This window comes from Paraburkholderia sp. BL23I1N1, from assembly GCF_003610295.1.
Taxonomy (GTDB): Bacteria; Pseudomonadota; Gammaproteobacteria; order Burkholderiales; family Burkholderiaceae; genus Paraburkholderia.
Genome location: NZ_RAPV01000002.1, coordinates 889,037 through 915,162 on the forward strand (window position 1 = coordinate 889,037; position 26,126 = coordinate 915,162).

Annotated in this window: 19 protein-coding genes and 4 pseudogenes; 19 read left to right on the top strand and 4 right to left on the bottom strand. The window is 61.7% G+C overall.

Annotation, left to right across the window (positions count from 1 at the left end; all coding sequences use genetic code 11):
- Window positions 1–183 precede the first annotated feature (183 nt).
- The 3 genes and pseudogenes from B0G76_RS36685 to B0G76_RS36695 all read left to right on the top strand — a co-directional run.
- Window positions 184–444: pseudogene (locus B0G76_RS36685) on the top strand (transposase); the annotation flags it as partial.
- Window positions 445–675: 231 nt separating this feature from the next.
- Window positions 676–2,031 (top strand): IS110 family transposase, encoded by a 1,356-nt coding sequence (locus tag B0G76_RS36690; protein ID WP_120289714.1) that lies wholly within the window; start codon window positions 676–678, stop codon window positions 2,029–2,031.
- Between the two features lie 15 nt (window positions 2,032–2,046).
- Window positions 2,047–2,970: pseudogene (locus B0G76_RS36695) on the top strand (IS3 family transposase); the annotation flags it as partial.
- 815 nt (window positions 2,971–3,785) lie between these two features.
- Here B0G76_RS36695 and B0G76_RS36700 read toward each other — a convergent pair.
- The gene (locus tag B0G76_RS36700) at window positions 3,786–4,064 is read right to left on the bottom strand and encodes a helix-turn-helix domain-containing protein (protein WP_120297607.1); all 279 of its coding nucleotides are present in this window, start codon (window positions 4,062–4,064) and stop codon (window positions 3,786–3,788) included.
- 127 nt (window positions 4,065–4,191) lie between these two features.
- Between B0G76_RS36700 and B0G76_RS36705 the strand changes: the two genes are divergently transcribed.
- Window positions 4,192–5,955 (top strand): IS1634 family transposase, encoded by a 1,764-nt coding sequence (locus B0G76_RS36705; RefSeq protein WP_120297608.1) that lies wholly within the window; start codon window positions 4,192–4,194, stop codon window positions 5,953–5,955.
- Window positions 5,956–6,033: 78 nt separating this feature from the next.
- On the opposite strand, the pseudogene B0G76_RS36710 reads toward B0G76_RS36705, so the two are convergent.
- Window positions 6,034–6,524 (bottom strand): annotated as a pseudogene (locus B0G76_RS36710) (sigma 54-interacting transcriptional regulator); the annotation flags it as partial.
- 981 nt (window positions 6,525–7,505) lie between these two features.
- Here B0G76_RS36710 and B0G76_RS36715 point away from each other — a divergent pair.
- The 14 genes and pseudogenes from B0G76_RS36715 to B0G76_RS44400 form a co-directional block, all read left to right on the top strand.
- A complete protein-coding gene (locus B0G76_RS36715; RefSeq protein WP_120297609.1) occupies window positions 7,506–7,703 on the top strand; it encodes a Flp family type IVb pilin in 198 nt (65 codons plus the stop codon).
- Window positions 7,704–7,854: 151 nt separating this feature from the next.
- Window positions 7,855–8,373 carry a prepilin peptidase gene (locus B0G76_RS36720; RefSeq protein ID WP_120297610.1) on the top strand — a complete coding sequence of 173 codons (519 nt, stop codon included), beginning with the start codon at window positions 7,855–7,857 and terminating at the stop codon, window positions 8,371–8,373.
- Between the two features lie 503 nt (window positions 8,374–8,876).
- On the top strand, window positions 8,877–9,713 hold the full coding sequence (gene cpaB / locus B0G76_RS36725; protein ID WP_120297611.1) for a Flp pilus assembly protein CpaB: 837 nt from the start codon (window positions 8,877–8,879) through the stop codon (window positions 9,711–9,713).
- A 103-nt stretch (window positions 9,714–9,816) separates the two neighbouring features.
- A complete protein-coding gene (locus tag B0G76_RS36730) occupies window positions 9,817–11,829 on the top strand; it encodes a type II and III secretion system protein family protein (RefSeq protein WP_120298068.1) in 2,013 nt (670 codons plus the stop codon).
- 46 nt (window positions 11,830–11,875) lie between these two features.
- A complete protein-coding gene (locus B0G76_RS36735) occupies window positions 11,876–12,178 on the top strand; it encodes a hypothetical protein (RefSeq protein WP_120297612.1) in 303 nt (100 codons plus the stop codon).
- Window positions 12,179–12,233: 55 nt separating this feature from the next.
- Entirely contained in the window at window positions 12,234–13,427 is a 1,194-nt protein-coding gene (locus tag B0G76_RS36740; protein WP_120297613.1) for an AAA family ATPase, read from the top strand.
- Between the two features lie 75 nt (window positions 13,428–13,502).
- Entirely contained in the window at window positions 13,503–14,930 is a 1,428-nt protein-coding gene (locus B0G76_RS36745; RefSeq protein WP_120297614.1) for a CpaF family protein, read from the top strand.
- Between the two features lie 21 nt (window positions 14,931–14,951).
- A complete protein-coding gene (locus B0G76_RS36750; protein ID WP_120297615.1) occupies window positions 14,952–15,929 on the top strand; it encodes a type II secretion system F family protein in 978 nt (325 codons plus the stop codon).
- A gap of 48 nt (window positions 15,930–15,977) precedes the next feature.
- Window positions 15,978–16,952: a type II secretion system F family protein gene (locus B0G76_RS36755; RefSeq protein WP_120298069.1), complete on the top strand. Its 975-nt coding sequence runs from the start codon at window positions 15,978–15,980 to the stop codon at window positions 16,950–16,952.
- Between the two features lie 52 nt (window positions 16,953–17,004).
- The gene (locus tag B0G76_RS36760) at window positions 17,005–17,490 is read left to right on the top strand and encodes a TadE/TadG family type IV pilus assembly protein (protein ID WP_120297616.1); all 486 of its coding nucleotides are present in this window, start codon (window positions 17,005–17,007) and stop codon (window positions 17,488–17,490) included.
- Window positions 17,490–18,137 carry a TadE/TadG family type IV pilus assembly protein gene (locus B0G76_RS36765; RefSeq protein WP_120297617.1) on the top strand — a complete coding sequence of 216 codons (648 nt, stop codon included), beginning with the start codon at window positions 17,490–17,492 and terminating at the stop codon, window positions 18,135–18,137. The genes B0G76_RS36760 and B0G76_RS36765 overlap by 1 nt, the downstream gene beginning before the upstream one ends.
- An 18-nt stretch (window positions 18,138–18,155) precedes the next feature.
- The gene (locus B0G76_RS36770) at window positions 18,156–19,529 is read left to right on the top strand and encodes a vWA domain-containing protein (RefSeq protein WP_120297618.1); all 1,374 of its coding nucleotides are present in this window, start codon (window positions 18,156–18,158) and stop codon (window positions 19,527–19,529) included.
- 60 nt (window positions 19,530–19,589) lie between these two features.
- A complete protein-coding gene (locus tag B0G76_RS36775; protein ID WP_120298070.1) occupies window positions 19,590–20,243 on the top strand; it encodes an isoprenylcysteine carboxylmethyltransferase family protein in 654 nt (217 codons plus the stop codon).
- A gap of 130 nt (window positions 20,244–20,373) precedes the next feature.
- Window positions 20,374–20,838 (top strand): annotated as a pseudogene (locus tag B0G76_RS44400) (ISKra4 family transposase); the annotation flags it as partial.
- A gap of 324 nt (window positions 20,839–21,162) precedes the next feature.
- Here B0G76_RS44400 and B0G76_RS36790 read toward each other — a convergent pair.
- Window positions 21,163–21,963 carry a DUF4239 domain-containing protein gene (locus B0G76_RS36790; RefSeq protein ID WP_120297621.1) on the bottom strand — a complete coding sequence of 267 codons (801 nt, stop codon included), beginning with the start codon at window positions 21,961–21,963 and terminating at the stop codon, window positions 21,163–21,165.
- Between the two features lie 304 nt (window positions 21,964–22,267).
- On the opposite strand from B0G76_RS36790, the gene B0G76_RS36795 reads away from it, so the two are divergent.
- On the top strand, window positions 22,268–23,908 hold the full coding sequence (locus B0G76_RS36795; RefSeq protein WP_120297622.1) for a methyl-accepting chemotaxis protein: 1,641 nt from the start codon (window positions 22,268–22,270) through the stop codon (window positions 23,906–23,908).
- A 522-nt stretch (window positions 23,909–24,430) separates the two neighbouring features.
- On the opposite strand, the gene B0G76_RS36800 is transcribed toward B0G76_RS36795, so the two are convergent.
- Entirely contained in the window at window positions 24,431–25,585 is a 1,155-nt protein-coding gene (locus tag B0G76_RS36800) for an IS110 family transposase (protein ID WP_120297623.1), read from the bottom strand.
- Window positions 25,586–26,126: the final 541 nt, after the last annotated feature.

A 26,126-nucleotide genomic window follows, 5' to 3' on the forward strand; every position in this document is an offset into this window, starting at 1 on the left:
TCTTCAACTCAACTACCAAAGCGGCCGTCTGCTCGATAACCGTATTTCGATAGCCTCTTCTGCGGAGGACTTAGCTTGTAGACACACCCTCGACGCGCAACCCAACTGCGACATACTTTCTGAGCTTGCCCCCGAAAAACGAATCCCTTGCTGAGCAGGTAAGCTCACGCAAGGAGAAGAACGATGACAGGCAAGGCAAAGCGGGCACAGTACACGCTCGAATTCAAGCTGGAAGCGGTGCGACTGGTCAAGGCCGGGCAAAGCATGGCAGCAGTGGCGGCGACACTGGGTGTGGTTGAACAGACGCTGTACAACTGGGTGAAGGCTGACCGGGAAGGCAAGCTGGCGGGGGCTGGAACAAAGCCAGTAAGCCCGGAACAGATGGAGCTGGCCCGGCTGCGTGCGGAGGTGGCTCGCCTGAAGATGGAGCGAGATATTTTAAAAAACCGCCCCACGCGCTTGCGCGCCCCCCTCATGAGTAGAAACTCCCAGGGGGTACACTCGATGCGCGCAGAGACAGTGGCCGTAAGCTTCTTGGAGGTATGAACCCCGTCAAAAAACCTGGCCCAGGGGAAGCTGCGGACTCATCTGTGGTGGCGTCTTCGGGCGACCCCGTTTAGGAAATTGATTAATTCCGAGTCCCCGTCCTGCGCCTGATTATTCAGGAGGTGGGTGATGCCAAAAGACCGAACCCGATCCAAGCCCTCAGGGTTGCCGATCATTCATCCGTTTGCGGCCGGTATTGATATCGGTTCACGGTTCCATGTTGTCGCCGTCAGTCCGGACCTGTGCGACGAGCCGGTGCAGACATTCCAGGCTTTTACCGCCGATTTGCAACGCATGGCCGACTGGCTCGTCGCGACCGGCACAAAGACGGTTGTGATGGAATCGACCGGCGTGTACTGGGTCGCCGCCTACGAGGTGCTGGAGTCCCGGGGCCTTGAAGTCGTTCTTGCCAATGCACGCGAGGCGCGCGCAGTCCCTGGAAGGAAGAGTGATGTCAACGACGCACAATGGCTGCAGCGACTGCACGCGTGTGGGCTACTACGGGCCAGTTTCCGGCCTGGCCGCGATATAGCGGAATTACGCGCGTACCTGCGCTGCCGCGAAAAGCACACCGACTATGCCGCCGCGCATATCCAGCACATGCAGAAGGCGCTGACCTTCATGAATATCCAACTGCACCACGTGATCGCGACTATCACGGGTGTCACGGGACTGCGGATCATCCGTGCGATCGTCGCTGGTGAGCGCGATCCAGACAGGCTGGCGGCGATGCGCGACGTCCGCTGCAAGGAAAGCCTTGAAACCATTCGGAATGCGCTGGTGGGCAACTACCAGCCCGAGCACGTGTTCGCCCTGAAACAGGCGCTTGCGCTCTACGACTTTTACCAGCAGTGCATCGACGAGTGCGATGTTGAGATCGAACGTGCTGTCGCAATCCTCAATATCGCTCACCCGATTCCGGAAGCACCGCTGCCGAAGGCGAAACATCGCAACAAGATGCCCAGCGATCCCAACTTCGATGTACGCACGGCCATGTACCAGCTTGCGGGGACCGACCTTACGCAAATTCACGGCATCGGCCCGTTCCTCGCTCTGCGCCTGATTGGCGAATGTGGAACGGACCTGAGCCGATGGCCAACCGCCAAGCACTTTACTTCATGGCTCACGCTTGCGCCCGGATGCAAGATCAGCGGTGGCAAGGTACTGTCATCGCACATGCGCAAAACCAGCAGCCGCATCACAGTCGCACTCAGGCTTGCGGCGGTGAGCGTTGGAAGAAGCAATACCGCGCTTGGCGCATTCTACCGACGCCTTGCCGGCCGAATTGGTAACGCCAAAGCCGTGACTGCGACGGCGCGCAAGATCGCTGTTCTGTTTTATAACGCGATGCGCTATGGCATGGACTACCGCGACCCGGGTGCGGATCATTACGAACAGCAGTACAGGGACCGTGTTATCAAGCAGCTTCATCGCCGCGCGGCGCAATTTGGATATTCACTGCAACCTCAGGGCTCGCCAACGTAAAGGTGAGTTTCTTAGGAAAGCCGCTGCGTACTTCGCCAGGGAGTCGATGTGAAGTACGCATTCATTGAGCGCAATCGACGCCACTGGCCGGTCTCGGTGCTGTGCGAAGTGCTGGAGGTCAGCCCCAGCGGATATCATCAGCGCCGGCAACGCACTGCACAGGACAGGCCGCACCGAAGCCGCTTGAGCGACGATGCACTGCTCGCAAACATTAAGGCGATTCACGCGCAGGTCAAGGGCGAGTACGGCTGGCCGCGTATGTGGAAGGAACTGCTCGCGCGTGGCGTGCGCGTGGGCAAGGAGCGGGTTCGCAAGCTGATGGCGCAGCATGGCATTCGAGCCCGCCACAAGCGCAAGTACATCGCGACGACGAACTCGAACCACGATTTGCCGGTGGCGCCGAATCTGCTGGAGCGCAATTTCACCGCCACCGCACCGAACCAGGTCTGGACGAGCGATATCACCTATCTGGCAACAGCCGAGGGGTGGGTGTACCTCGCGGTCATCATCGACCTGTTCAGCCGGCAGGTGGTGGGCTGGTCGATGCAGCCGCACATGAAGGCTGAGCTGGTCACGGACGCACTGCGTATGGCGTGGTTCCGGCGCCACCCGGAAGCCGGCGTAATCGTGCATAGCGACCGGGGTAGCCAGTATTGCAGCGGCCTGTTCCAGGACACGTTGAAGGCCTATGGCATGCGTTCGTCGATGAGCCGACGCGGCGATTGCTGGGATAACGCGCCGACCGAAAGTCTGTGGGGTTCGCTGAAGGTCGCACGCATGCATGGTCGGCACTTCGCCACGCGGCGTGCCGCAATGGATGAGGTGATTGACTGGCTGGGCTTTTACAATGCACGCCGGTTACACTCGACACTCGACTACGTCAGTCCCATGACATTCGAGAAAAACTGGTTCGCAGCCCGGCAAGGCGAGGCTGCGTAATTTCCTCGGTTAAGGGATTCGCCAAACAGGGGCAAGGTCATTCCTGCAAACGGACCAGACGCATCAATGCGCCCGCATCGGATGAGCAGGCGGTGCTCATGTCCCATTGCGTGGTCACGCGCAAACACTTGAGCCGCTCGTGCGGCCCCCGATTTCCAGCCACACGCTCTTGATACCGATGCGCGCGCTCGACGGTCTATTGTGCGTGGATTCCTCATATCTTAATGCAAGCCAGCGCGGAGATTCCCATTCTTACCGGCGGCGGGCTGCGCGCGTCCTACTGAGAAGCGAGCGCGCCGCAAAACGGGGGGTGGTCCGCCGAAGGTGGCGCTGCGCCCGCGAGACTGGCTGTTAATAAACTAGGAGGAACGTTTTAACTCATCGCGGCCTGTGGATAACTTCGCGGGGGGCGCTTTTTTGCCTCCCCCCGCACCCCCCAATAAAACCACAAAGACATGTAGTCCACAAACCTAAAAAGTGAGTTACGAAAAACCGGAAGCACCCGCTAAGCGGGCGCTTCCAAAGGGAGCACCAATCTGTATTTTGACATCACCAAGCTTTACGCATCATGAATTAATGTGAGAATAAGTTAATTTAATCAATGGATTGGGTGATATTTGACATGACATTGTTCCGCTAACCGTTCTGATTTCCCGTAATCAGAAAGTGTAAAGATAGAACCCCGCCCTCTAGCGGGGTTTTCTTTGTCTATCTCAGGTTTACGGCATTTGTGGACCCGCAACATTTGCCGGATGCGCTCCGCCAGCAGGATTCGGGCACGGCGAAAACCCGGCTTGCGACCAGGCCGTCGCCCGTCAGGCGGAGGCTCCCCCGTCCGGCTCGGCATCCGTATCCTCCACCGTGGCGCCTACTGCAACGCGCATTCCATATGCCTTCATCATCCGGTACAGCGTGACGCGCGAGATACCGAGTGCCGTCGCCGTTTCTCCCAGCCGGTAATCGTGGCGTAGCAAAGCGCTTTCGATCGCACTGCGCTCGGCCCGTTCGCGTATGCGGTCGAGCGTCACCGTTTCTCCGGCCGTATGCGATTCGAGGTCGAGGTCATAGGGTGTCAGCAGCCTGCCTTCGGCCATGACTAGTCGGAAGTTCACCCCATTTTGTAGGCCCGCTGATGGCGGCAAGTGCCTGTCGGGCCTCGTAAATCGCCTGGGCGAACGGTCTTTTTTTAGTTAGATTTGTAGTCACTAAAATATTTGACATTTGTGGATTTTGTTCTATATTTTCCGCATGCCAGCGCGAACCGGAACAGCCCACGTCGTCACCACGACCCGCAAGTACAAGGGGCAGGTCTATCGCACGCACCTGCTGCGGCGCAGCTACCGCGAGGGCGGCACCGTCAGGAACGAGACGCTGGGCAATCTCTCGCACCTGCCCGAGCCGCTGATCGAGATCATCCGTCGCTCGCTGCAGGGCGAGACGTTCGTGCCGCTGGCGCAGGCCTTCGAGATCACGCGTTCGCGCCTGCACGGTCATGTGCAGGCCGTGGCGACGGCGATGCAGCGCCTGGGGCTCCACTCGTTGATTGCCTCGCAGCCCTGTCGCGAACGCGACCGGGTACTGGCCATGATTGCCTCGCGCATCGTGGCACCCCACACGAAGCTTGCCACCACCCGCTGGTGGCACACCACGACGCTGGCCGATGACTTCGACGTGGCCGATGCCGATGAGAACGACCTGTACGCCGCCATGGACTGGCTGCTCGCACGTCAGGACAGGATCCAGAAGAAGCTGGCCTCGCGCCATCTGTCCGAGGGTGGCCTGGTGCTGTATGACCTGTCGTCGAGCTACTTCGAAGGCACTTCGTGCCCGCTGGCCAGGATCGGCCACAGCCGCGATGGTCGCCGTGGCACGCTGCAAGTCAACTATGGCCTGCTCACCGATGCGCGCGGCTGCCCGGTGGCGGTGTCGGTGCACGAAGGCAACACGGCCGACAGCCGCACCTTCATGCCCGAGGTACAACGCCTGCGCGAGGAGTTCGGCATCGAGTGCATGGTGATGGTGGGAGACCGCGGCATGATCTCCCAGAAGGCGATCGACGAGATGCGCGAGACCGAGGGCATCGGCTGGATCACCGCGCTCAAGAGTGCCTCGATCCGCTCGCTCGTCGAGCAGGGGCAACTGCAACTGGGCCTGTTCGACGAGCGCAATCTGGTCGAACTGAGCTTGCCGGACTATCCCGGCGAGCGTCTGGTGGCGTGTCGCAACCCCGAGCTTGCGAAGCTGCGCGCGCACAAGCGCGAGGAGTTGCTGACGGCCACCGAGATCAATCTCGGGAAGATCAAGGCCCGGGTGGACGCGGCCAGGCTCACCGGCGCCGCCGAGATCGGCGTTCGTGTGGGCAAGCTCGTCAACCAGTACAAGATGGCCAAGCACTTCGAGCTTGCCATCGGCGAGAACGCCTTCACCTACGCACGCAAGCACGACAGCATCGCCGCCGAAGCCGCGCTGGACGGCATCTACATCATTCGCACCTGCGTGAGTGCCGCGAACATGGACGCGCCCGAGTGCGTGCGCAGCTACAAGGCCCTGGCCAACGTGGAGCGCGCCTTCCGCTCGATCAAGACAGTCGACCTGAAGGTGCGCCCGATCCATCACCGCCTGGCGGATCGGGTGCGCGCGCACATCTTCCTGTGCATGCTCGCCTACTACGTCGAGTGGCATATGCGCGAGGCCTGGCGCGAGCTGATGTTCGCCGACACCGACAACCAGGCCAAGGCCGGGCGCGATCCGGTAGCACCGGCCAGGCGCTCCCAGGCGGCGCTGGCCAAGGTAGCCCGCCACACGTTGGACGACGGCACCCCCGCGCACGACTTCGCCACCTTGCTTAACGAGCTCGCCACCATCGTGCGTAACACCTGCCGCACGCCCAACGCCGGGCCCGAAGCTCCCACCTTCGAGATCCTCACCACGCCCAACGCCAAGCAACAGCGCGCGTTCGAGCTGCTCCAGCAGATCCATCTGTAGACAGAAACCGGAACCCCGATCTCACGCCAGGTGCCTGTCGCGCAAGGGCAAACTCGCGTGGCGCCTACAGGAACTTCAGACTAGTGCATGGCGCACGCGATTGATCAACTCGCGCACGTTCCCCGGCCAGTGATAGTTGGACATAGCGTCGATGGCCGATGGCCGATGGCCGATGGCGTGAAGCGGTGAATCTTGTGGGTGCTGTCGGTCATGTACTTCTGCAGGACGTAGTGCGCGAGCACTTCGATGTCCTTGCCGCGAGCGCTCAGCGGCGGTTCGTCGACGCGCAGCACGCACAGGCGATGGAACAGGTCGGCGCAGAAGCGTCCGGCGAGTATCGCGGCTTCGAGGTCGACGTGGGTTGCTGAAATGATGCGTATGTCGACGAGAATCGATTCGTTGCCACCGAGCCGTTCAATTCTGCCTTCCTGCAGAAAGCGCAACAGGCCTGCCTGGGCCTCGTGCGGCATGTCGCCGATTTCATCGAGAAACAGGGTGCCCCCGTTTGCCGATTCGATGCGGCCAATCCTGCGCTCGTCCGCGCCTGTGAACGCGCCACGTTCGTAGCCGGTGCTTCAATCCAGCGTTGTGCCGGACCGACACGCAGCGCCCCGGGCGGGCGAGACCGCCGGCTGGCGTTTCGTCTCAACTTTGAGAAAGCAGGTCAGCTGCGCCATTACAGGCTAATGTGGAGTCTCGCTCAGAACGGAAATTTTGACCGGAACCCGTGCACCCACGTGCGTCCAAGTCAACATTGCCGGCGCTTTTCCGGTATTGCGTCACCTTTGCGCAACTGGCATTTTCCGCCCACTGGTTTTCGCTTCTTCATTTAACCGGGTAGCGCCGTCTCATGGTTGAGACATTCCTGTCTATGTGCGCCACCCCACCTATCTTTTGCGTGGCGTCGCACGCAAGCGCACGTTGCGTTTCCTCTGATCAAGGCGGCACGGTGCTTTCAGCCAATACGCCTCGACTCTGTGCGCCATGGGCCGGTTTGTGTGCCAGCGAACAGAACACCACGTTACGCGAAGTTGGCGATTCGGTTGAGTGTCTTCACTGAAACAGTTTTTTCGAGAACGCCCTCAGCTATGCAGGCGGATTTCTCCTAGGAGTCTTGCGGCCCAGCAAACACAAGGCTTCCGGTGTACCTGGCACGGTCGTCGCTAAACGTCCTGCACCGAGCAGCAACGCAGTAGACGCAGATTCAGATTCAGGTGCCGCTTGACTGCTGTCGGGGAAACAGTCAAGCGGCAACAACGGACTTCGAGGTCGCGATATGCCGGTACGGCGAGGCGAACCCCGGAGGCCGGGCTGGGATGGCCGGTTGGTTGGCTGGCCCGGCGCCTGGAACGAGGCAAGGACGGATTCGATGCACCACCTGGCAATGCTGATGTGATGCACTCCTTGTGAATGCTTCGCATAGCCCAACCGGACGGCGCCGCTCGAGCCGCACCTTGCCCGGGCCGTTAAAAGGCGGCCAATGCTTCTGTACCCGGCCCGCAGCGGGTGCTTTCTTCTCTATAAGTTTTTTAACGCAACGAGGACTGAAAATGAAAACGATCATCAACGAAGTAAAGCGCTTTGTCCGTGAAGAAGACGGTGTCGCTGCGATCGAGTACGGCCTGCTGGCCGGGCTGATCGCGGTCATGATCATCGCCGGCGCCACGCTCGCGGGGACGAGCCTGAACACGCTGTTCGCCAACGTCGGGGCGCAGTTGAAGACCGCTGCGGCCAATGTGAATGGTTGAATCGCAGGGGCCGTCCGGAGAGTCAATCGATGCCGCGAGCAGCGGTTGACGAGCCGGAGGGTTCGGGTGAGCTGGCGCTGTCGGCGTGCCTGGAAGGGCTCCCGCAACGCCGCCCCCGGACTTCGAACCACAGAATTCAACAGGTCTTGCCATGAACACTTTCGCGTTTCCCACTGGGCTGTGTGTCTTCACGCTGGTGATCACTGCCGCTGCATTCGATCTGCGCACGCGGCGCATCCCGAACGTGTTGGTCCTGCTCGGTTTGATCGCGGCGGTGCCGGTGCAGTGGATTGCACATGGCGGGAGTGCAGGCGTGTTGCAGGGACTGGAAGGACTGGCGACGGGCATCGCGGTACTGCTTCCGTTTTACCTGCTGCGCGCCTTCGGCGCGGGCGACGTGAAGTTGATGGGCGCGCTTGGCGCATTGGCCGGACCGTCCGCGGTGCTGCTGATCGCGCTCGCGACCTTCGTGGTGGGCGGACTCTGGTCGCTGGTCGTGGTGGTTCATCGGCGCCAGTTGCGTCACGCGGGCAACAGCTTGTTCCTGATGTTCGCCGGTTTGGCGCAGCAAAAGGCACAAGGGGTAACGGGTCAAGCATCGCTCGGCCGGCTGCCCTACGGTGTGGCCATCGCGCTAGGGACGATGTCGGTGATGGTGTTGTTGCACTAGAAGGTGGTGCCGCACGAAGGCCCTGGCGTGACGGGCAAAGCACTGAAGAAACGCAGAAGAAGCACGGAAACGAATACAGGTATCTCGAACGATCAAGCCCGCATCGAAGGGCGCGACGGGGACGACTAACAACAAAAAGCAAGCCTTCACAGAAAGGCTTTCTTGGTACGGGGTTCAAGAATGGGCGAATTCAACGGCCCGACCGGCAGTCAGGAGATAGAGGCGGGTGTTCCTCCCTCTGCTGCAGACCGGTTGCTTCACCGCTTCAGGGGGACGGCACCTGCCGGATGGGGAGGCCAGGTCGATACGACCGGTGTCCGGCACCCGTGAAGCGGTTGACTGCGGCGCGCTTCGACGCCGGCGTTGAACCTCGCTCCCTCCTGATTCGCCCCGTCCAATTTTCTGCGCGGCGGCGTCTTTTTGACTGCCGCCAGTCTTTCCCGATCTGAATTTAAAGCAGTGCAGGCGCGAGCCTGACGAGTCAATCCGTTAAGGAGTGCGACATGAAAAATATGAGAGCGCTGGCGATGTTGACGGTGGCGACGATCGCTGCGCTGGCGGCCGTGCTGTTTGCGTCGCGCTGGGTGCAAACTCAGGCGACCCCATCGACCCGGGTCGCCGTCGCGGCCACCGACATCAACCTCGGACAGCGCCTGACGCCAGAGTTCGTCAAGCTGGTCGACTGGCCCGCCGGCAGCATCCCGGCCGGCGCGTTCAGCGACCTGCGGAAGCTCGACGGCCGGGTGCTGAAGACAAGCGCGCAACGCGGCGAACCGCTGCTCGAAGCCAAGCTCGCGCCGCTCGGCACGCTGGGCGGCCTGTCCGCGGTGATCGGCGAAGGCAAGCGGGCGATCACGGTGCGCGTGAACGACGTGATCGGTGTAGCTGGCTTCGCGCTGCCGGGTAACTACGTGGACATCATCGTCAACACGCAAAAAGACGGCAGCGCCACGCCAGGCGATTCGCAGGACCGCAATATCTCGAAGATCGTGCTCGAGAAGATTCTCGTGCTGGCCGTTGCCCAAGAGGTGAGCCGCGACGACACCAAGCCGCGCGTCGTCAATGCGGTCACGCTCGAAGTCTCGCCCGACCAGGCGGAAAAGATCGATCTGGCTCGCAGCGTCGGCACGCTGTCGCTGGTGCTGCGTAACCAGGTGGACACCGCCAACGAGACGACCGGTGGTGCGACCAAGGTCTCGCTGCTGAGGGAGCCGGTCGCCGTGGTTGCGCCGAAGCCCGAAGTGAAGGCCGTGCGGGTTGTCCAGCGGGTGGCGGCGGCGCGGCCGGGCAATTGCATCCGTGTGATTACAGGCACGCAAAACGGTCAGGAATGCTTCTGATTGAATCGTGCCGCGAGACCAGACGGCACGAGTCGGGCGCAGTACAACAAGAATTGATCGAGGCTGGCCAATCCGGCTAGTGGCCTCATCCGGGGGAATGCAAATGAACCATATTCATGACAGCGACGCGCGCTGCATCGAACGATGCCATCCGCACAGTGCACGGGCGCGGCACGCCGCGCGCTTCACGCTGGTGGCACTGGCCTGTGTGAACCTGTGCAGTGCGCCGGTCGAGGCGCAATCGGCGGGGGCCGATGCCGCAAAGCCGCTCACGGTGGCGGCGAACGGGGTGAACCTCACGATCGGCGTGAGCCGCGCCGCTGCGACGGCCGCCGAGGCAGGCCAGATCAAGGGACCGAGCTGTACCGGCGAAGTGCGCCAACACAGCACCGTCGGCGTCGCAGTCGGCAAGTCGACGATGGTCGCGCTACCCGAACCGGTTCGCACCCGTACGGTGGGCAACCCGGATATCGTTCAGGCAATGCTGGTGTCGCCGCAGACCTTGTACCTGCTCGGCACCGACGTCGGCGCGACCAACATGATCATCCAGGGCCGCAGCGGTTCGTGCAGCGTGATCGACGTGGTGGTGGGCGTCGACCCGGGTGGCCTGCAGGCGACGCTGGCTTCGCTGATGCCGGAAGAACACGATGTGCGCGTCAGTGCGGCCGCCGACAGCCTCGTGCTGAGCGGCACCGTGGCGGATGCCGTCAAGGTGCAGCGAGTTCTCGAACTGGCCAACGCGTTCGTGCAGCGCGCTACCAAGCCGGTCGTGCAGGCCCAGGGCGCAAGCGGCGCAGCCGCCGCGGCCGGAGCGGGCGGTGGCGGCCTCATCCAGCCTGCCGACAAAAACCTGCGCATCATCAACATGCTGACGGTGGGCGCGCCGCAACAGGTGATGCTGGAAGTGAAGGTCGCGGAAGTCTCGAAGACGCTGATCGACGAACTCGGTGCGGAGGCGACCCTGAATGGCAGCTTCGGCAGTTGGACCTTCGGTCTGCTCGCCAATTTCCTGAGCGGCGGCGCGGGTAAGGGCTTTGCGGTCAAGTCGAACAAGCTGCCGTTCGGCCTCGCGGTCGATGCGCAAAAGAGCGATCAACTCGTCAAGGTGCTCGCGGAACCGAACCTGATGGCCATTAGCGGCCAGCAGGCAAGCTTTCTCGCCGGTGGTAAGGTGTTCATCCCGGTTGCGCAGACGGCCAACGGCACCACGACGATCACACTGCAGGAAGAGGACTTCGGTATCGGCCTGACGTTTACGCCGACCGTGCTCGAAGGCGGCCGCATCAACCTGACAGTGGCACCTGAAGTGTCGGACCTGTCGCCGACCGGCGCCACGGTGACCTCGTCGTCCGGCAACACCACCGCCGTATTGCCGCTCATCACGACGCGCCGCGCCTCTACGACCTTGCAGGTGCTCGACGGTCAGAGCTTCGCGATTGGCGGCCTGATCAAGAACAACATCACGGGCACGATCAACGCGCTGCCGGGTGCCGGTGAAATTCCGGTGCTGGGTGCCCTGTTTCGCAGCACGAACTTCCAGCAGGACCGCACGGAACTGGTGTTTGTCGTGACGCCGCACCTCGTCAAGCCGCTGCCGGCCAACTACACGTTGCCGACCGATCACTTCGGCGAGGTCAACGAGGCAGGCGTTCTGCTGACCGGCAACATGGAAGGCAGCACGGCGCTGCATACGCCGCCGCCTGCGGCAGGTGCACCGCAATCCGCACTGCCTACGGTTGCGCCTGGTGTCACGGCGGGTTCGAACAGCGGCACGGTTGCCCCCGCTGACCACGGCGTTGTGGCTCCGGCCACCAGCGGCCAGCCGACGGCACCGGCCTCGGCCCTGCCGGCCACCACCTCCGGCCCGCTGCCCGCGGCTGCGCCTGCACCGGCTGCGCCTGCACCGGCTGCGCCGGCCCAACCGCTGAGCACGTCCGGCGCGACCTTGGACAACAGCGCAAGTCAGCGCGTCAGCAATGTGGCGGCAATGGGTGCGCAGAGTGCACAAGGCGCCCCGCATGGCAGCGACGACAGCGCGAAGCCGGATGTCTACGCGGTCGCCAATCCGCCCGCCAGCGGCCAGGCGCTGCCGCCTCCTACCGCGAAGGCGCCTTGAACCGCATCGCAGTGCTCACGAACTTCACCTTGAACCGGGGCCGAACATGAAAACGCTCAAACCATTGATTCGCGCCAGCGTATGTGCAGGCATCAGCCTGTCGCTCGCCGGCTGCCTGACCTCGACGCCGCACTGGGACGCGCATTTCGGCGAGACCATCCAGCAGATCACCGCAGCGCAGATTCTGAGCCCGCAGGCGAGCAGCAACACGGACCCGGTCGCCGGGCTCGACGGCGGCGCGGCGGCGGCCTCGATGTTCCATTACAGCAAGACGTTCGCGCAACCGCCGATTGTCGGCACGCCGTATGGGGTCGGGCTCGGCACGAGTAATACCAGCGGGACGCCGTAACACTTGCCGTGGCGAGGCACAGCCGGAAGCGGACATGCGAAGCGGAGCAAAAGAAATGATCAATATCCTGTTAGTTTCATCGGACCTGGGGCGCGCTCAGCAGATCGCTGCGGTGATTGCCGCCAGCGGTGTGGGACACCAACTCAGGACGCTGGCAGTGGGCCTGAAGCAGGTGTGCGCCGACAAGGACGCGCTGCAAGCCGCGGACCTCTTGATCTTCGACGGCTATCACTTGACGCAGGACGATATCGACTCGCTCGAAAAGCTGTCGAGCCGCCATCGCGAGCTAGTCTGCACGCTGGTTACACCGGCACCGTCGCACGACGTGCTCATCCAGGCGATGCGCGCGGGCGTGCGCAACGTCGCGCTGTGGCCGATCGATCGCGACAGCTTCGTAGCTGACCTCAAACGCGTCGCCGGGCGTCACGTCGAGGCGGCGCGCCACGACGGCCAGGTGTTGTCGTTCGTGTCGTGCAAGGGCGGCAGCGGCACCACTTTCATTGCCGTCAACCTCGGCTACGCGCTCGCCACGCTGCGCAACAAGCGCGTGCTGTTCGTCGATCTGAACCAGCAGTTCGGCGACGCCGCCTGTCTGGTCTGCGACAAGACTCCGCCCGCCACCATCGCGGAGGTCTGCGCGCAGATCGAACGTCTCGATGCGTCGTTTCTCGATGCCTGCCTGACCCATGCCTACCCCAACTTCGATGTGCTGGCCGGGGCGGGCGACCCGGTCAAGGCGGGCGATATCAAGGTCGCCCACCTCGAGCGGATCGTCGCACTGATCCGCCATGAGTACGACGTCGTGATCTTCGATGTCGGCCAGAGCGTGAACCCGGTCTCGATCTTTGCGCTCGACCACAGCGACCTGATCTTTCCGGTGCTGCGCTCGAGCGTTCCGCACATTCGCGCCGGGCAGCGGTTGATGCATCTGTTCCAGTCGCTCGGTTATCCGGCCGAGCGTGTGCGGGTGCTCATCAACCAGTATGACAAGCGCGGCCAGATCGACCTGAAGACCGTCGAGGACGTGATCGGCGCCAAGGTCTCGAAGGTACTGCCGCACGACGCCCGCCCGGTGCGCGACTCAGTCAACCAAGGCGTGCCGGTGCTCAAGCTGCAGAGGAGCAGCCCGATCTCGAAGAGCCTTGCCGAACTCGCCGATAGCCTGGCGCCGGCGCCCAAGGCGTCGGGCAACTCGGTGCTGACAAAGCTGTTCCGGGCCAGGCCGCGGGCTCAGCCTAGTCCTACGTGACGCTATGTGAATCTGCCTGAAGCGACCTGAGCCAACCTGAACGCGCCACCCTGAGATCCAAACCGGAGCACCACCATGTCACTGCGCGAACACCTTTTCAAGCAGGCAGCCGAGGCGCTGATTGCACCGAGCCTCGCTGCGGCGGATGTGGCCGTCGCAGCGGAGCCGACCGCCACGCGCCCGGCGAATGGCGCCGCAGACTCGGCCTCGAACAGCGGGCTGGCGCGGCGCGCTTACCAGCAGCTCAAGATGGAGATCCATGAAGCGATCATCGAGCGCGTCGAGCTGGACAAGCTGCAGCATCTGTCGCCCGAGCAGGTCCACCGTGAGCTCGCGCAACTGGTCGGCAGGCTGATCGAGGAAGGCAACATCCTGATGAACGACGTCGAGCGCCGCCAACTGGTGCAGGACGTGCAGGACGAGATGCTCGGGCTCGGCCCGCTCGAACCGCTGCTCAAGGACCCGACCATCTCGGACATCCTCGTGAACACCGCCCATCACGTCTATGTCGAGCGGCGCGGCAAGCTCGAGGCCACCGACGTGGAGTTCTACGACAACGCACACCTGATGAAGGTGATCGAAAAAATCGTCTCACGGGTGGGTCGGCGCATCGACGAATCGGTGCCGATGGTCGATGCGCGGCTCGCCGACGGCTCACGCGTGAACGCGATCATCCCGCCTTCGGCAATTGACGGCCCGCTGCTGTCGATCCGGCGTTTCGCGGTGAATCCGCTGAAAGTGGCGGACCTGATCGAATACCAGACCTTCACCTCGCCGATGGTGCAACTGCTCGAAGCGCTGATCAAGGCGAAGATCAACGTGCTGATTTCAGGCGGCACCGGCAGCGGCAAAACCACGATGCTGAATCTGCTGTCGGGCTTCATCCCGGCGGACGAACGGATCGTGACGATCGAAGACGCGGCCGAACTGCAACTGCGTCAGGAGCACGTGCTGCGCCTCGAAACGCGGCCACCGAACATCGAAGGCAAGGGCGAGATCAGCCAGCGCTCGCTTGTCAAGAACGCGCTGCGGATGCGCCCGGACCGCATCATCCTCGGCGAAGTGCGCGGCGCCGAAGCCCTCGATATGCTGCATGCGATGAACACCGGCCACGAAGGCTCGATGGCCACAATCCACGCCAACACCGCGCGCGATGCGCTGACCCGGCTCGAAAACATGGTCAGCATGGCGGGTCTCGCGTTACCGCCCAAGGCGATGCGCCAGCAGGTCGCCTCGGCGATCACGGTGATCGTGCAGGCCTCGCGTCTCACCGATGGCCGCCGCAAGTTGATGAGCATTCAGGAAATCACCGGCATGGAAGGCGACATGATCAACATGCAGGAGATCTTCACCTTCAAGCGCACCGGCGTGGATAGTGAAGGGCACGTGAATGGCTACTTCTGCGCGACCGGCGTGCGGCCGCAATTCACCGAGCGGCTGCAGGCCTTCGGAGTGAACGTGCCGGACCATATCTACGATCCGCAGAAGCGCTATGAAGTCTGATCCGGTATTGGGGAGCGCGTCATGAACAGATTGTTTCTTGGGTTTGCCGTGTTGCTGTTTTTCGCCGTGGTGCTCGTGATCGAAGCGGGCTACCTGTGGTGGAACAGTCATCATGGGCCGGTGGTCAAGCGGCTCGATCAGCGCATTCGCGCGATGTCGGTGGGCGGCGAAATTGGCACCGCACAGTTGTCGATTCTGAAAGCACGGCTGCTGAGCGATTCGCCTTCGCTAACGAAGCTGCTGCTCGCGATTCCGCGCATCCACATGCTGGACCGGTTGCTGCTGCAGTCGGGGCGCGACTGGTCGGTGGGGCGGTTTCTCACCTATACGCTCGTGTTGCCATGTGTGGCCGCGGCGGTCGCGCTGTGCCTCGGCGTGCCGCTGCTGCCTTCGCTTGCGCTCGCGGCAGTGTTCGCGCTGCTGCCGCTCGGGCATGTGCATCGCAGCCGTTCGAAACGTATCGCGGTGCTCGAGCGGCAGTTGCCCGAGGCAGCGGACCTGATCAGCCGCGCGCTGCGCGCCGGGCACTCGTTCCCGAGTTCACTCGGCATGGTGGGCGAAGAACTCGCCAAGCCGCTTGGCGGCGAGTTTCAGACCACCTTCGATGAGATCAGCTACGGCGTGTCGATGAACGACGCACTGAAGAACATGGTGGCGCGCGTACCGGTCATGGACCTGCGCTACTTTGTGATTGCGGTGCTGATCCAGCGCGAGGCGGGCGGCAACCTATCCGAAATCCTCGACAACATCAGCCAGATCATCCGCGAGCGGCTGAAGCTGCTGAGCAAGGTCAAGGTGCTGTCGGCTGAAGGGCGTCTCTCGGCATGGATTCTCGGCGTGCTGCCGTTCGCTCTCGCCGGGGTGATCATGCTGATCAATCCGGACTTCTTTATGGGGCTGATCAACGATCCCGCGGGCTTGAAGGTGATCGGCGTCTCGCTGGTCAGCATGTTGTTGGGCATTGTCTGGATGCGCAAAGTCATCCGGATCCACGTCTGAGTGGCCGCTGCAGGTAGCGGCAATGAGTGGCAAATTCGCGAGGAAATCATGAACACCATGCAAATCGTGTTGCTGGGCGCGACCTTCATCATCGTCTTCGGCGCGGCGCTGGGCGTCATGCTGATCACACGGCCCAACGTCTTGCAGCGGCGCCTCGAGGCAATCGCGCCCGGCGGCATCGGCCAAAGTGAGAGCGTCGGGAGCACGGTGGCGGAGGGCCGCCCGCAATGGCTGGAGACGATCGCCAAGGCGTCCGCGCATGTGGCCAAGCTATCGTTGCCCACAGAGGGCTGGGACAAGTCCGCACTACGCACGCGTTTCATGAACGCCGGCTGGCGTGGCGCCGCGGCTCCGGCGATCTATTTCGCTGCGAAGACGGTATTTGCGCTCGGTATGCCGCTGGTCGCGCTGCTCATGCTGGGGAGCTTGCCGAGTAACGTGCCGCACAGCCTCGCGCTGGTCGCTGTGCTGCTGATGTTGCTGGCGACGCTGGGCTACTACCTGCCGAACGTCGTGTTGGCGCGCCAGATCGACCGTCGGCAGCAGGACATTTTCGAAAGCCTGCCCGATGCGCTCGACCTGATGACCGTGTGTGTGGAGGCTGGCCTCGGTGTCGACGCGGCGATGCTGCGTGTGGCCGACGAGATTCACGTGAAGAGCCAGGTGTTGAGCGACGAGCTCTCACTCGTGCTGCTCGAGTTGCGCGCCGGATCGAGCCGCGACAAGGCCTTGCGCAATCTGGCGATGCGCACCGGCGTGGCCGATGTGGAGACGCTGGTGGCGATGCTGGTCCAGGCTGAGCGTTTCGGCACCAGTGTGGGCGCCGCGTTGCGTGTGCAGACGGACATGCTGCGCACGAGGCGGCGCCACCTTGCCGAGGAGCGTGCCGCGAAAGTCGCGTTGAAGCTGCTGTTTCCGTTGATGTTCTTCATTTTCCCGGCGCTTCTGATCGTGCTGCTCGGACCGGCTGTGATCCAGATCTATCGCGTGATGTTGCCGACGGTCAGCGGAATCGGGGGATGACTCAGCGCGACACAGCAAGACGAAACGACAGGCCGGAGCGGGGGAGAACAAGATGAGTGGGTCAAAACGCAGGATCGTCAGGCGCTCGCGCAAGGGGCAGAACGGCTCGACCGTGGTGGAGTTCGCGATCGTCGCGCCGCTGCTGTTCTTTGTGGTCTGCATGATCATCGACCTCGGGCTGATGTTCTGGGTCAATCTGACGATGCAGTACGCCGTGCATGAAGGCGCACGTTATGCGGTCACCGGGCAGAGCAACCTCGATCCGAATGCCGCCAGCCAGCAACGCTATCTGGCCGTGATCCAGGACATCGAGGATGCCTCGATGGGACTCTATACCCTCGTCAACCCAGCCATCTCGGTGACGGTCAACGGCGTACCCGCGACGTATGGTGCGAACATGTTCGGCGGTCCCGGCGATCTGATCGTGCTGCAGCTCAATTGTGCGTGGCCGCTTCTTACCCCGTTGATCAAGCCGTTCTTCACCGGTGGGCAGTACTCGTTCACCGTCGCGGCGACCATGCGTAACGAGGGCTACTGATGAAAACCGTTCCTCACATGAGCCACCTCGAAACACGGCGCACGATGGCGGGCATCGCATCAATCGAGTTCGCCGTGCTGCTGCCAATGCTCTTGCTGCTCGCCGTGCCGACCTACGACCTCGCGCGCAACATTCAGGCCAACATGATTCTCGTGAACGTGAGCCGGGAGGGCGCCAACCTCGCGTTGCGAGCCTCGCTGACTTACCCGATGGAAACCATCATGAATGATCTGGCGTCGACCACGCCGCCGCTCGACATGGCCAATCGCGGCATGATCTACATCACCGAGGTCATGGGCAACAGCGAAAACTGCAACGCGCAGGGCACCAACTGCACGATCCGCAACATCGTGCTCGCGCAATACGAATGGCAACCCAACGGGCAGCAGGGCGCTTATACGCCCTCGAGCGCCGTGTGGAACTGCAGTTCGGGCAACTGGGGCAGCGACGGCAACTGCGGTGGAATTGGCGCGGGTCTCGCCGCACCGACCGCCAATGCGTTGACAGGGCAGCTGGCGGCGGGCCAGATCGTCTATGTGGTCGAAAGCTTCTACAAGATGCAGTACCTGTTTGGCGCAGCGAACTTTGGGTTCGGCGCGTCGACCACGGTGCTCAATCCCAATCTGTATTCGATGAACGTGTTTTGACCGGCCTGCGGGGGCATCATGAAAACAACTGGCTATGCTGGGCGCAGATCCAGCAGACTTAACAGAAGACATAAGCAGCGCGGCGCCGTCAGCATCATCGTCGCTGCTTCCATCGTGCTCCTGATCGGCGTGGTGGGGATCGCCGTCGATTCGGGGCTGGGCTATATGGTCAAGGCCAAGCTCGACGCCGCCGCCGATGCGGCCGCGATCGCCGCGGGCGAGGCCGTCACCACCGGCAGCACCCAGGCGGCGCAGGCGGCCAATGCCATAGCGGCTGCCAACAGCTTCTTCGCCGCCAACTATCCGGCGGGCTACCTCGGCACGACGGCAACGCTGAATGCGCCCTCGGTGGTCTTCAACCAGGGCACGATTACGATCGACACGTCGGCGCAGGCAAGCATGCCGGTCGGCTTCATGCACCTGTTCGGCTTCAACCTGCTGAACGTGGCGAGCGCTTCCGAGACCGTCAGAAAAGATCTCGACCTGGTGCTCATCATCGACACCACTGGCTCGATGGCCACCGACCCAGCCGTGCCACCGGCGGTGCGTTCGGCGGCAATCACGTTCCTGCAGCAATTCGACCCGCTCACCGACCGGGTTTCGCTGATCCACTTCGCCTACGGTACGGTCGTCGACCAGCCATTCAACGGTAACGCCCGCGGCTTCGATATGGCGGCGATGACCAAAAGCATCAATGCGTTCAACTTTGCCGGCAGCACCAATTCGGAGGAAGCCTACTGGAATGCCCTCAACCAGCTGAACACCGTGATTACCCAACCGTCGAGCCTGCGAGTCATCGTGTTCTTCTCGGACGGTGCGCCCAACAGCTTCGCCTCGATTTTCCCGACCAAGAACCAGAACTGCAATTCTGTGGCCGGCACCATTATTAGCGGCGACACGCCGAGCACGCCGGCCGCGCTCTACGCTGACAACGTGCAGAGCCAGCAGCTCAGCTCGCCCTGTTACAACAACAATGCGTCGAAGCTGATCACGCAGTTGCCAACCTGGTACAACGCGCACAACACGTCGTGGCTCAACAATCAGACGATACCGGTGATCACCAACACGCCGCGTGTCGTTACCAGCACGGTGAACTATGCCAACGTGAACAACGCTGGACGCAACATTGCCGAAGCGATGGCCAACCTGGCCCGCAGCGAGGGCACCTATGTCTACGCAATCGGCCGCGGCTCGGAACTCCTGACGCCCGAAGGCGCGAACGGAGAAATCGGCCAGAACGTGCTGATGTGCATGGCCAATACGGCGAACTCGCTGCCGCGTTGCTACAACCCGAAGCAGCCGGTCGGGGTGTATTGCAGCGCGTTGACGCCGGCCGACATGACGCCGTGTTTTTCCAGGCTCGCTTCGGAAATACTACGAATTGCGAAGTAGGCGAGAACCGGATCAACGGTCCACAGAACGAACACGACGATGCTCCTGGCGGAGAACACCATGACACCAGCCAAACCCATGACTGAAGCGTTGGCGATCGACTGGGGCACGCTCCTCGTCAACGTGGTCGCGCGCGCGATGACGGTGCTGCTGATGAGCGTGTTCGCTTACGCTGCGATGCGGCAATGGCTCGCCGCGCCTGAGCGCATCACGCTGATGTTGATGGTGATCTCGGAGCTGACGGCGGTGGGGGTATCGCTCGTATCGCGTTCGCCGCAAAAGCGCGACTGGACGCCGACGACCTTCGTCTGCACGGTCGCGGCAACCTACTATTTCCTCGCCGTGTGGCTTGCGCCCGGCATTCATCTGGTGCCGGAGGCGGTCGGGACGACGCTGCAGGTGGCCGGCCTCGGCTGGCAGATTTTCGCCAAGTTGTCGTTGCGCCGCTCGTTCGGACTGCTGCCGGCCAATCGCGGAATTGTCTCGTCCGGTGCGTACCGGTTCATGCGGCACCCGATTTATCTCGGCTACTGCATTGCCGATATCGGTTTCCTGCTGGCTAATTTTGGGCTTCAGAACCTGCTGGTCTATGGCGCTTTGTTTTTGCTGCAGGGCTACCGGATCATGCGCGAGGAAAAGCTTCTCTCCGCCGATGAGGGCTATCGGATCTACAAGGGCAAGGTGCGTTACCGTGTAATTCCGGGTTTGTTTTGAGGGAAGCTACTGCTGCATAACTTGCAACAGGCGGTGATCCCGGCCCAGGCCGACGAGATCTGCGCCTTACGGCGCATCTGTCGACGATGTCATCGGTGGACGGCGCTAAAGGACTACCGACCACGCAAAGTCGATACGGGTACGGTATCTCGAGCAGATCGTCAGGGGTCTGCTGCCACGGTCCGAGACCGAGCCGTACATGAAGAGAGCGCAGCAAACTTACGTCAATAAATTACGCTGGTGCTTCTGGCATGCGAACGCTGCAAAAGCGGAGCAGCGAATGCGACAGATCTCGCTGCTCTGTCGCGTCGTTGTGCCGCAGACGCAGCGATTCGCGCGGAGCCTCGAACAACTCGCCTATCGCCTCGACGAGTTGTTTGCTTACCTGGAAAGCAACCACGGCTCGACGATCGTCTACGGGAAGCACTATCGTGAGCACAAGCCGATTTCGACGGCTATGGCGGAATCGGCGGTGAACCAGGTGGTAAATGCACGCATATGCAAGCGCCAGGACATGCGCTGAACGCCGCGTGGCGCCCATCTGCTTGCCCAGGTGCGATGCGCGGTGATCAATGGTGATCTGGCAGCCAGGCTTGCAGCCTATCGAGCGCGCATCGACAAAGTACCGGAGGAGGTGCTCCGCTTTCTCGAGTTCCTGCAGCGGGCGGCAGAAGCGGAATCCCACGCTTTTTTTAACGGTCCCTGTGCGGAACGTTTGGCGATTCATCACTGTTTCGCTTGGCGGCGCGGCTTTGACCGGACTGGTGTCGTACCTCGCGCAGATTGCTGGGGCCGAGCCGTGGATAGGGATTGCGATGGTCATTTGCGCAGTCACGCCGCTTTCTTTTGTCACCCACCGTTGGTGGACATATGCAGAGTCTTGAGTACGCGCGCCGCGGCTATCAGCGGTGACAAGCTTTCACCGCCTGAGGTGCTCCAGCGCATCTCTCATCGGCAAACTGGAAATGACAATCGGCCCGGTGAACGGCGTATCCAGATCAACGATCACGTAGATGGCAGAAGCAATCGATACTGCGCCAAGCGAGATCGTGACCAACGCCAACGCATTGCGTGGCGCGATCAATCCGAAGCTGAGAAAGATCACGCATAACCAGAACGTCAGTGTCATCAGAAATGGCAGAGAAATTGAGCTGTGCGCTTCCTCGATGATCTTCCATCGAGCATCCACGGTTCGCCGATATTGCGTCAATGCATCGTCGAGCGTGCGCTGTTGCAGTGGCTCACGCGCCTGCAATTGCCGCAACTGCCGCCCCACCGCGGTCAACATATCGCCGAGCCGCACGTTTTCCAGCTTCTGCGAGTTGTCCTGTGATCCGATGTCCCGCGGATAGTCACCGGCCGGAGCCGGTTCGTTGGGCCATGTCGATGCAATCGCCGCCGCGGTGTACACGCGAAGCAGGTTCCGGGCCTCATCAGTACTGCCGCCGTATTCCCGCAAGGTCGTGTCGAATTCGATCAGGTCGGCCGCGAAGGTGCGCAAATCATTCGATGCGGTGTCGAAACTGGATTTCGCGGACGCCGTCATCAACCCGAGCACCAAAGCGGCAAACGTCACCAGCATGCCGATAACCAGCTGGATGAGTTGCACGGTTTCGTGCGCCTTATGCTCCTCGGGCAGCAAGGGCCGCACCCACACGCCCAAGCCGGTTCCGACAAGCAATAAAGCGAAAACCAGCAGAGCCGAGCTTATTTCTGACATAGAAATGCTCCGGAGATCCGCGCCTCGTCACTTTCTACCAACCGTCGCCCGCCGACCACCCGGGTAGTCCCGCAAATGCCTTTGCGCGTGCCACCGCTGACTTCCCCTTGTATGTTGATGTAGCGCAAACGCATGCGCTATCAACCATAAAGTTTTTTGTATTCCCGCCGTAGACCATCTATGTGGCGTTCGCTTAAATTTTGAACAAAAGTTGCGGACCTGGCCGACGGGCTTGGGCGCAGCACGCGTGGCCGAGACTAATGTTCTGGACGTCCGGTCAGGCAGCCCAATGGAGACAAGCCCGATGCTGAAAAATCTGTCGATTCGAACCTCCCTGACTTTGATGATCGCGTTTTTCGGCGTGGTCCTGCTGTTCGGCGCGGCCGCCGGCCTGTTGTCGTTGCGTTCGAGCAACGCGTCGCTGCAGCAGATGTACACCGTGGACACGCCCGCGGTCGCCGACCTCGAAGGCAGCGCCGGACAGTTGCTGCGCCTGCGTCTGGCGCTGGCGACCTACGCATCGTTGGTCGACCTGAACGATCAGGACGGCGCGAACGCGGTGCTCAAGCGTTTTGATCAGTACCAGAAAGCATCGAACGATCGCCTTGCCCACTATGTGAGCCGCGCGAGCGCGGATGCCGACGAACAGCGCCTGATCAAGGACATGCAGGACAAGCGCGACACCTTCCTGCGCGAGGGCGTCGATCCGGCGCTGGCCGCGCTCAAGTCCGGCGATAAGACCGCGTTCGAGCAGTTGCAGGCGCACAAGCTGCCGTCGCTCTATAGCGCGTACGAAAAGGCGATGCTTACACTCGAGCAATTGCAACTTGATCATGGCGCCCAGCGCTATCAGGACGCACAGGACCTCTTCTACGCGATCTGCATTGCGGTAGCGGTCGGCATGGGGTTGTCGCTGCTGGGCTCCTTGATTGGGCGGGCGGTCATGGTCCGGGCGATTGTCAGTCCGGTCGACGCGACCATTGCGCAGTTTCAGCGGATTGCCAACGGCGATCTGACCAGCCGGATCGACGTGACGAGCAACAACGAAATGGGTCGTCTCGCCGCGGCGTTGCGCAAGATGCAGGATTCGCTGATCGAGACGGTGAATGCCGTGCGTCACGGCACGGAGTCCATCGATACGGGTGTGAGCGAGATTGCGGCGGGCAATACCGATCTGTCGCAACGTACTGAAGAGCAGGCCGCGTCGCTTGAAGAAACGGCGGCGAGTATTGAAGAGCTGACCTCGACAGTCAAGCAAACGGCGGACAACGCGAAGCAGGCGAGCTCGCTGGCGCAGGGTGCGTCGAGCCTGGCTGCGCAGGGGGGCGATCTGACCGAGCAGGTGGTGGGCACGATGCATGGCATCGTCGACGACTCGCGGCGGATTGCCGACATTGTCGGCGTGATCGAAGGGATTGCTTTCCAGACCAATATTCTGGCGCTGAACGCTGCGGTCGAGGCGGCGCGTGCGGGCGAGCAGGGGCGTGGGTTTGCAGTGGTGGCGAGTGAAGTACGGTCGTTGGCACAACGAAGCGCAGCGGCGGCCAAGGAGATCAAGGGATTGATCGATGCTTCGACGGCGCGGGTGGAGGCTGGCTCGCAACTGGTCGAACGCTCGGGTTCGACGATGACCGAGATCGTCGAGGCGATTTCCCGCGTGAGTTCGATCATGGGTGAGATCGCGGCGGCGGCGATTGAGCAGAGTACCGGGATCGATCAGGTGAACCTGGCTGTCGCGCAGATGGATGAGGTGACGCAGCAGAATGCCGCGCTGGTTGAGCAGGCTGCTGCGGCGGCTAGTTCGCTGGAGGATCAGGCTCGCAGGTTGACTTCGGCGGTGGCGGTCTTCCAGACAGGGAGTGGGAGCGGGGTTTTGGCCGGTCGGCGAGGGGGATTTGGTGTTGCGCCGGCGACGGGCGATTTGGGTGGGGTTGGGGTGGGTTGATGTTTTTTTTGCCCGTGTGGCGCTTTTTTTGTATGCCTGTGGTGTTGGCCTTTCCTTGAATTGTTAGTGGTTTATTAGCGTTGCCCCTGTGCGGGGCAATGCTCTCAACTGATATGACTTTCCGTGTCAATCGGGATTGGTTTTCGTTTTCCATCCATAGGTGCGTGAATTTCCTGAGGGCGACGTAGCAGTAAGTCTCGACGGTGGATCACACTTCTATGAGCGAAATTCTGTCAAGATTGCTTCGCCGAAATTTTCATAACATGTCTCCGTGTTTGGACTGAAGTCGCCGTTGCGCTCGTGAGAATAACCAGCATCTCACCACCTTCTATCCGCTGGCGTGTCACCAGCCTCATCCTGCATGCGCGTTACGCCGGAGTCATTTCCGGGAACATGCCCCATCTGAAAATATTCGGTTGCTTCTGCAACCCAGCGTGATCACGGGCATGTTCACTCCAACCGTGTTTGCTACGTCTCTGCCTGGCCAAGCCTGTACGTCCATGCTGCGAACCTGAAGGCGACTTAGGTTGACTTAAGGTGCGCGCCTTCGGGAATGACTCCGTCTTTCAGATAACGCCACAGCGCAATGGCAAGACGTCGCGCTACCGCGACGATGGCGATGCGTCGCGCGCGTCGGTTCGACCCCGTGCCCTGTGTGCGCTGGCCAAACCATTTCGTTAATGCGCTGCCAGGCTGGTAGCGCAGCCAGGTCCATGCGATCTCGATCAGCAGCGCGCGTACCCGCCGGTTTCCCTGTTTGCTGATCCCCTGGTCGACCTGGCTTTCGCCGCTGTCGTAGGGCTGCGGCACCAGCCCGACGCACGCGCCGACTTCGCGGCGGTTGTTGAAGTCCCGCCAGAACAGTTCGAGGGCAAGGCGTGAAGCGCCTACTTCGCCAATCCCCTGCAGGCGCGCCAGCGCATCGCAACGCTGGCGCGCGTGTGCCGGTACGTTTGTCTGTCGCGTCTTCTCCAGCGCCGCAAGTTGCTGTTCGACGAGTGCCAGCCGTTCGCACTCGCGCAGTAACCGCTCACGCATCTCGCACGGTAACGGCGCACCGTCGTGGCAGCGCACCTCCTCGCGCTCGAGCCGGCCGGCGAAGGTCCGGTGATCGACCGCATCCCAGCAGCCGAGCGTGGCCAGCAGCTTGCGCATCCGGTCGCGGTGCTGCAGGACTTCCTTCTGCAGTTGCCCGCGCTCGCGCATCAACTGGCGCGATGCCTCGTCCTCCGGTGACGGCACGTGCACCACGTGCATGCGGTCGCGCTCGCCGCGCAGCCACGCGCGCAGGTTGATGACGAGCTTGATCACATCGAGCCGGTCGGTCTTGGCGCGCCGCTGATGGCGTTCGACCGGAATGCTTGCCGGATCGACAACATAGCACTCGATGTGTCGACGCTGCAGCGCGCGACAGATCCAGAACGCATCCTGCCCTGCCTCATAGCTCACGACGACTCGCACGTCTGCCGGCAATGACCACTTCTCCTTGTGTGCCTCGATCAGGTCCAGCACCGCCTGCAGACGCGCCGCGGCCTGCGGTTGTGCGACCGTGTGCACGGCCGGCTTCTCGCGCCGGCCGTCGTGAAGCGCGACTTTCCATTTGGCCGCCGCGAGTTCCAGCGACACTGCCAGCACCGGTACGTCGCCACTACCCGTATATGCCTGATCGGTACGCATGATGTTCTCCTGTGAACAAACCTCAGCACGCTAATTTTAGGCCTCAGCTTGTCGAGGGCCTCGCTTCATAGAAGTGTGATCCACCGTCGAGACTTACTGCTACGTCGCCCTCAGGAAATTCACGCACCTATGGATGGAAAACGAAAACCGATCCCGATTGACACGGAAAGTCATATCAGTTGAGAGCATTGGGCCTCGTCGGGGGAGCGGTTATTTTCATTTTTTAATTCTCACGCGTTCGCTCATGAATTTGATGAACGATGCATGACAAGCCTGCTAATTGTTCTTATATAACGACTGCATGGACAGCAGATCGAAACGAATTTATTAAGGAGGCGCCGTGTTGAATGAGTGCGGCAATACAATTGCTTTATAAAACAATGAACTGCCTGAGTGCGCCGATGAGTGGCGGCTTTCGGGCTGCGGTAATAACCCTTGATGCGTTTAGTAGATGTGAAGCAGATTGCAGGAATTTATCCAATGCGTAAATAAAAATTGAGGGACCAATCGGCGGCATACTCGATCAGCATAGATGCCGATT

Bases quoted from the DNA above. Each gene is read 5' to 3' on its own strand.
- B0G76_RS36690 (WP_120289714.1), top strand. From the start codon at position 676: ATGCCAAAAGACCGAACCCGATCCAAGCCCTCAGGGTTGCCGATCATT.
- B0G76_RS36700 (WP_120297607.1), bottom strand. From the start codon at position 4,064: ATGGCCGAAGGCAGGCTGCTGACACCCTATGACCTCGACCTCGAATCG.
- B0G76_RS36715 (WP_120297609.1), top strand. From the start codon at position 7,506: ATGAAAACGATCATCAACGAAGTAAAGCGCTTTGTCCGTGAAGAAGAC.
- B0G76_RS36720 (WP_120297610.1), top strand. From the start codon at position 7,855: ATGAACACTTTCGCGTTTCCCACTGGGCTGTGTGTCTTCACGCTGGTG.
- cpaB (WP_120297611.1), top strand. From the start codon at position 8,877: ATGAAAAATATGAGAGCGCTGGCGATGTTGACGGTGGCGACGATCGCT.
- B0G76_RS36730 (WP_120298068.1), top strand. From the start codon at position 9,817: ATGAACCATATTCATGACAGCGACGCGCGCTGCATCGAACGATGCCAT.
- B0G76_RS36735 (WP_120297612.1), top strand. From the start codon at position 11,876: ATGAAAACGCTCAAACCATTGATTCGCGCCAGCGTATGTGCAGGCATC.
- B0G76_RS36740 (WP_120297613.1), top strand. From the start codon at position 12,234: ATGATCAATATCCTGTTAGTTTCATCGGACCTGGGGCGCGCTCAGCAG.
- B0G76_RS36745 (WP_120297614.1), top strand. From the start codon at position 13,503: ATGTCACTGCGCGAACACCTTTTCAAGCAGGCAGCCGAGGCGCTGATT.
- B0G76_RS36750 (WP_120297615.1), top strand. From the start codon at position 14,952: ATGAACAGATTGTTTCTTGGGTTTGCCGTGTTGCTGTTTTTCGCCGTG.
- B0G76_RS36755 (WP_120298069.1), top strand. From the start codon at position 15,978: ATGAACACCATGCAAATCGTGTTGCTGGGCGCGACCTTCATCATCGTC.
- B0G76_RS36760 (WP_120297616.1), top strand. From the start codon at position 17,005: ATGAGTGGGTCAAAACGCAGGATCGTCAGGCGCTCGCGCAAGGGGCAG.
- B0G76_RS36765 (WP_120297617.1), top strand. From the start codon at position 17,490: ATGAAAACCGTTCCTCACATGAGCCACCTCGAAACACGGCGCACGATG.
- B0G76_RS36770 (WP_120297618.1), top strand. From the start codon at position 18,156: ATGAAAACAACTGGCTATGCTGGGCGCAGATCCAGCAGACTTAACAGA.
- B0G76_RS36775 (WP_120298070.1), top strand. From the start codon at position 19,590: ATGACACCAGCCAAACCCATGACTGAAGCGTTGGCGATCGACTGGGGC.
- B0G76_RS36790 (WP_120297621.1), bottom strand. From the start codon at position 21,963: ATGTCAGAAATAAGCTCGGCTCTGCTGGTTTTCGCTTTATTGCTTGTC.
- B0G76_RS36795 (WP_120297622.1), top strand. From the start codon at position 22,268: ATGCTGAAAAATCTGTCGATTCGAACCTCCCTGACTTTGATGATCGCG.
- B0G76_RS36800 (WP_120297623.1), bottom strand. From the start codon at position 25,585: ATGCGTACCGATCAGGCATATACGGGTAGTGGCGACGTACCGGTGCTG.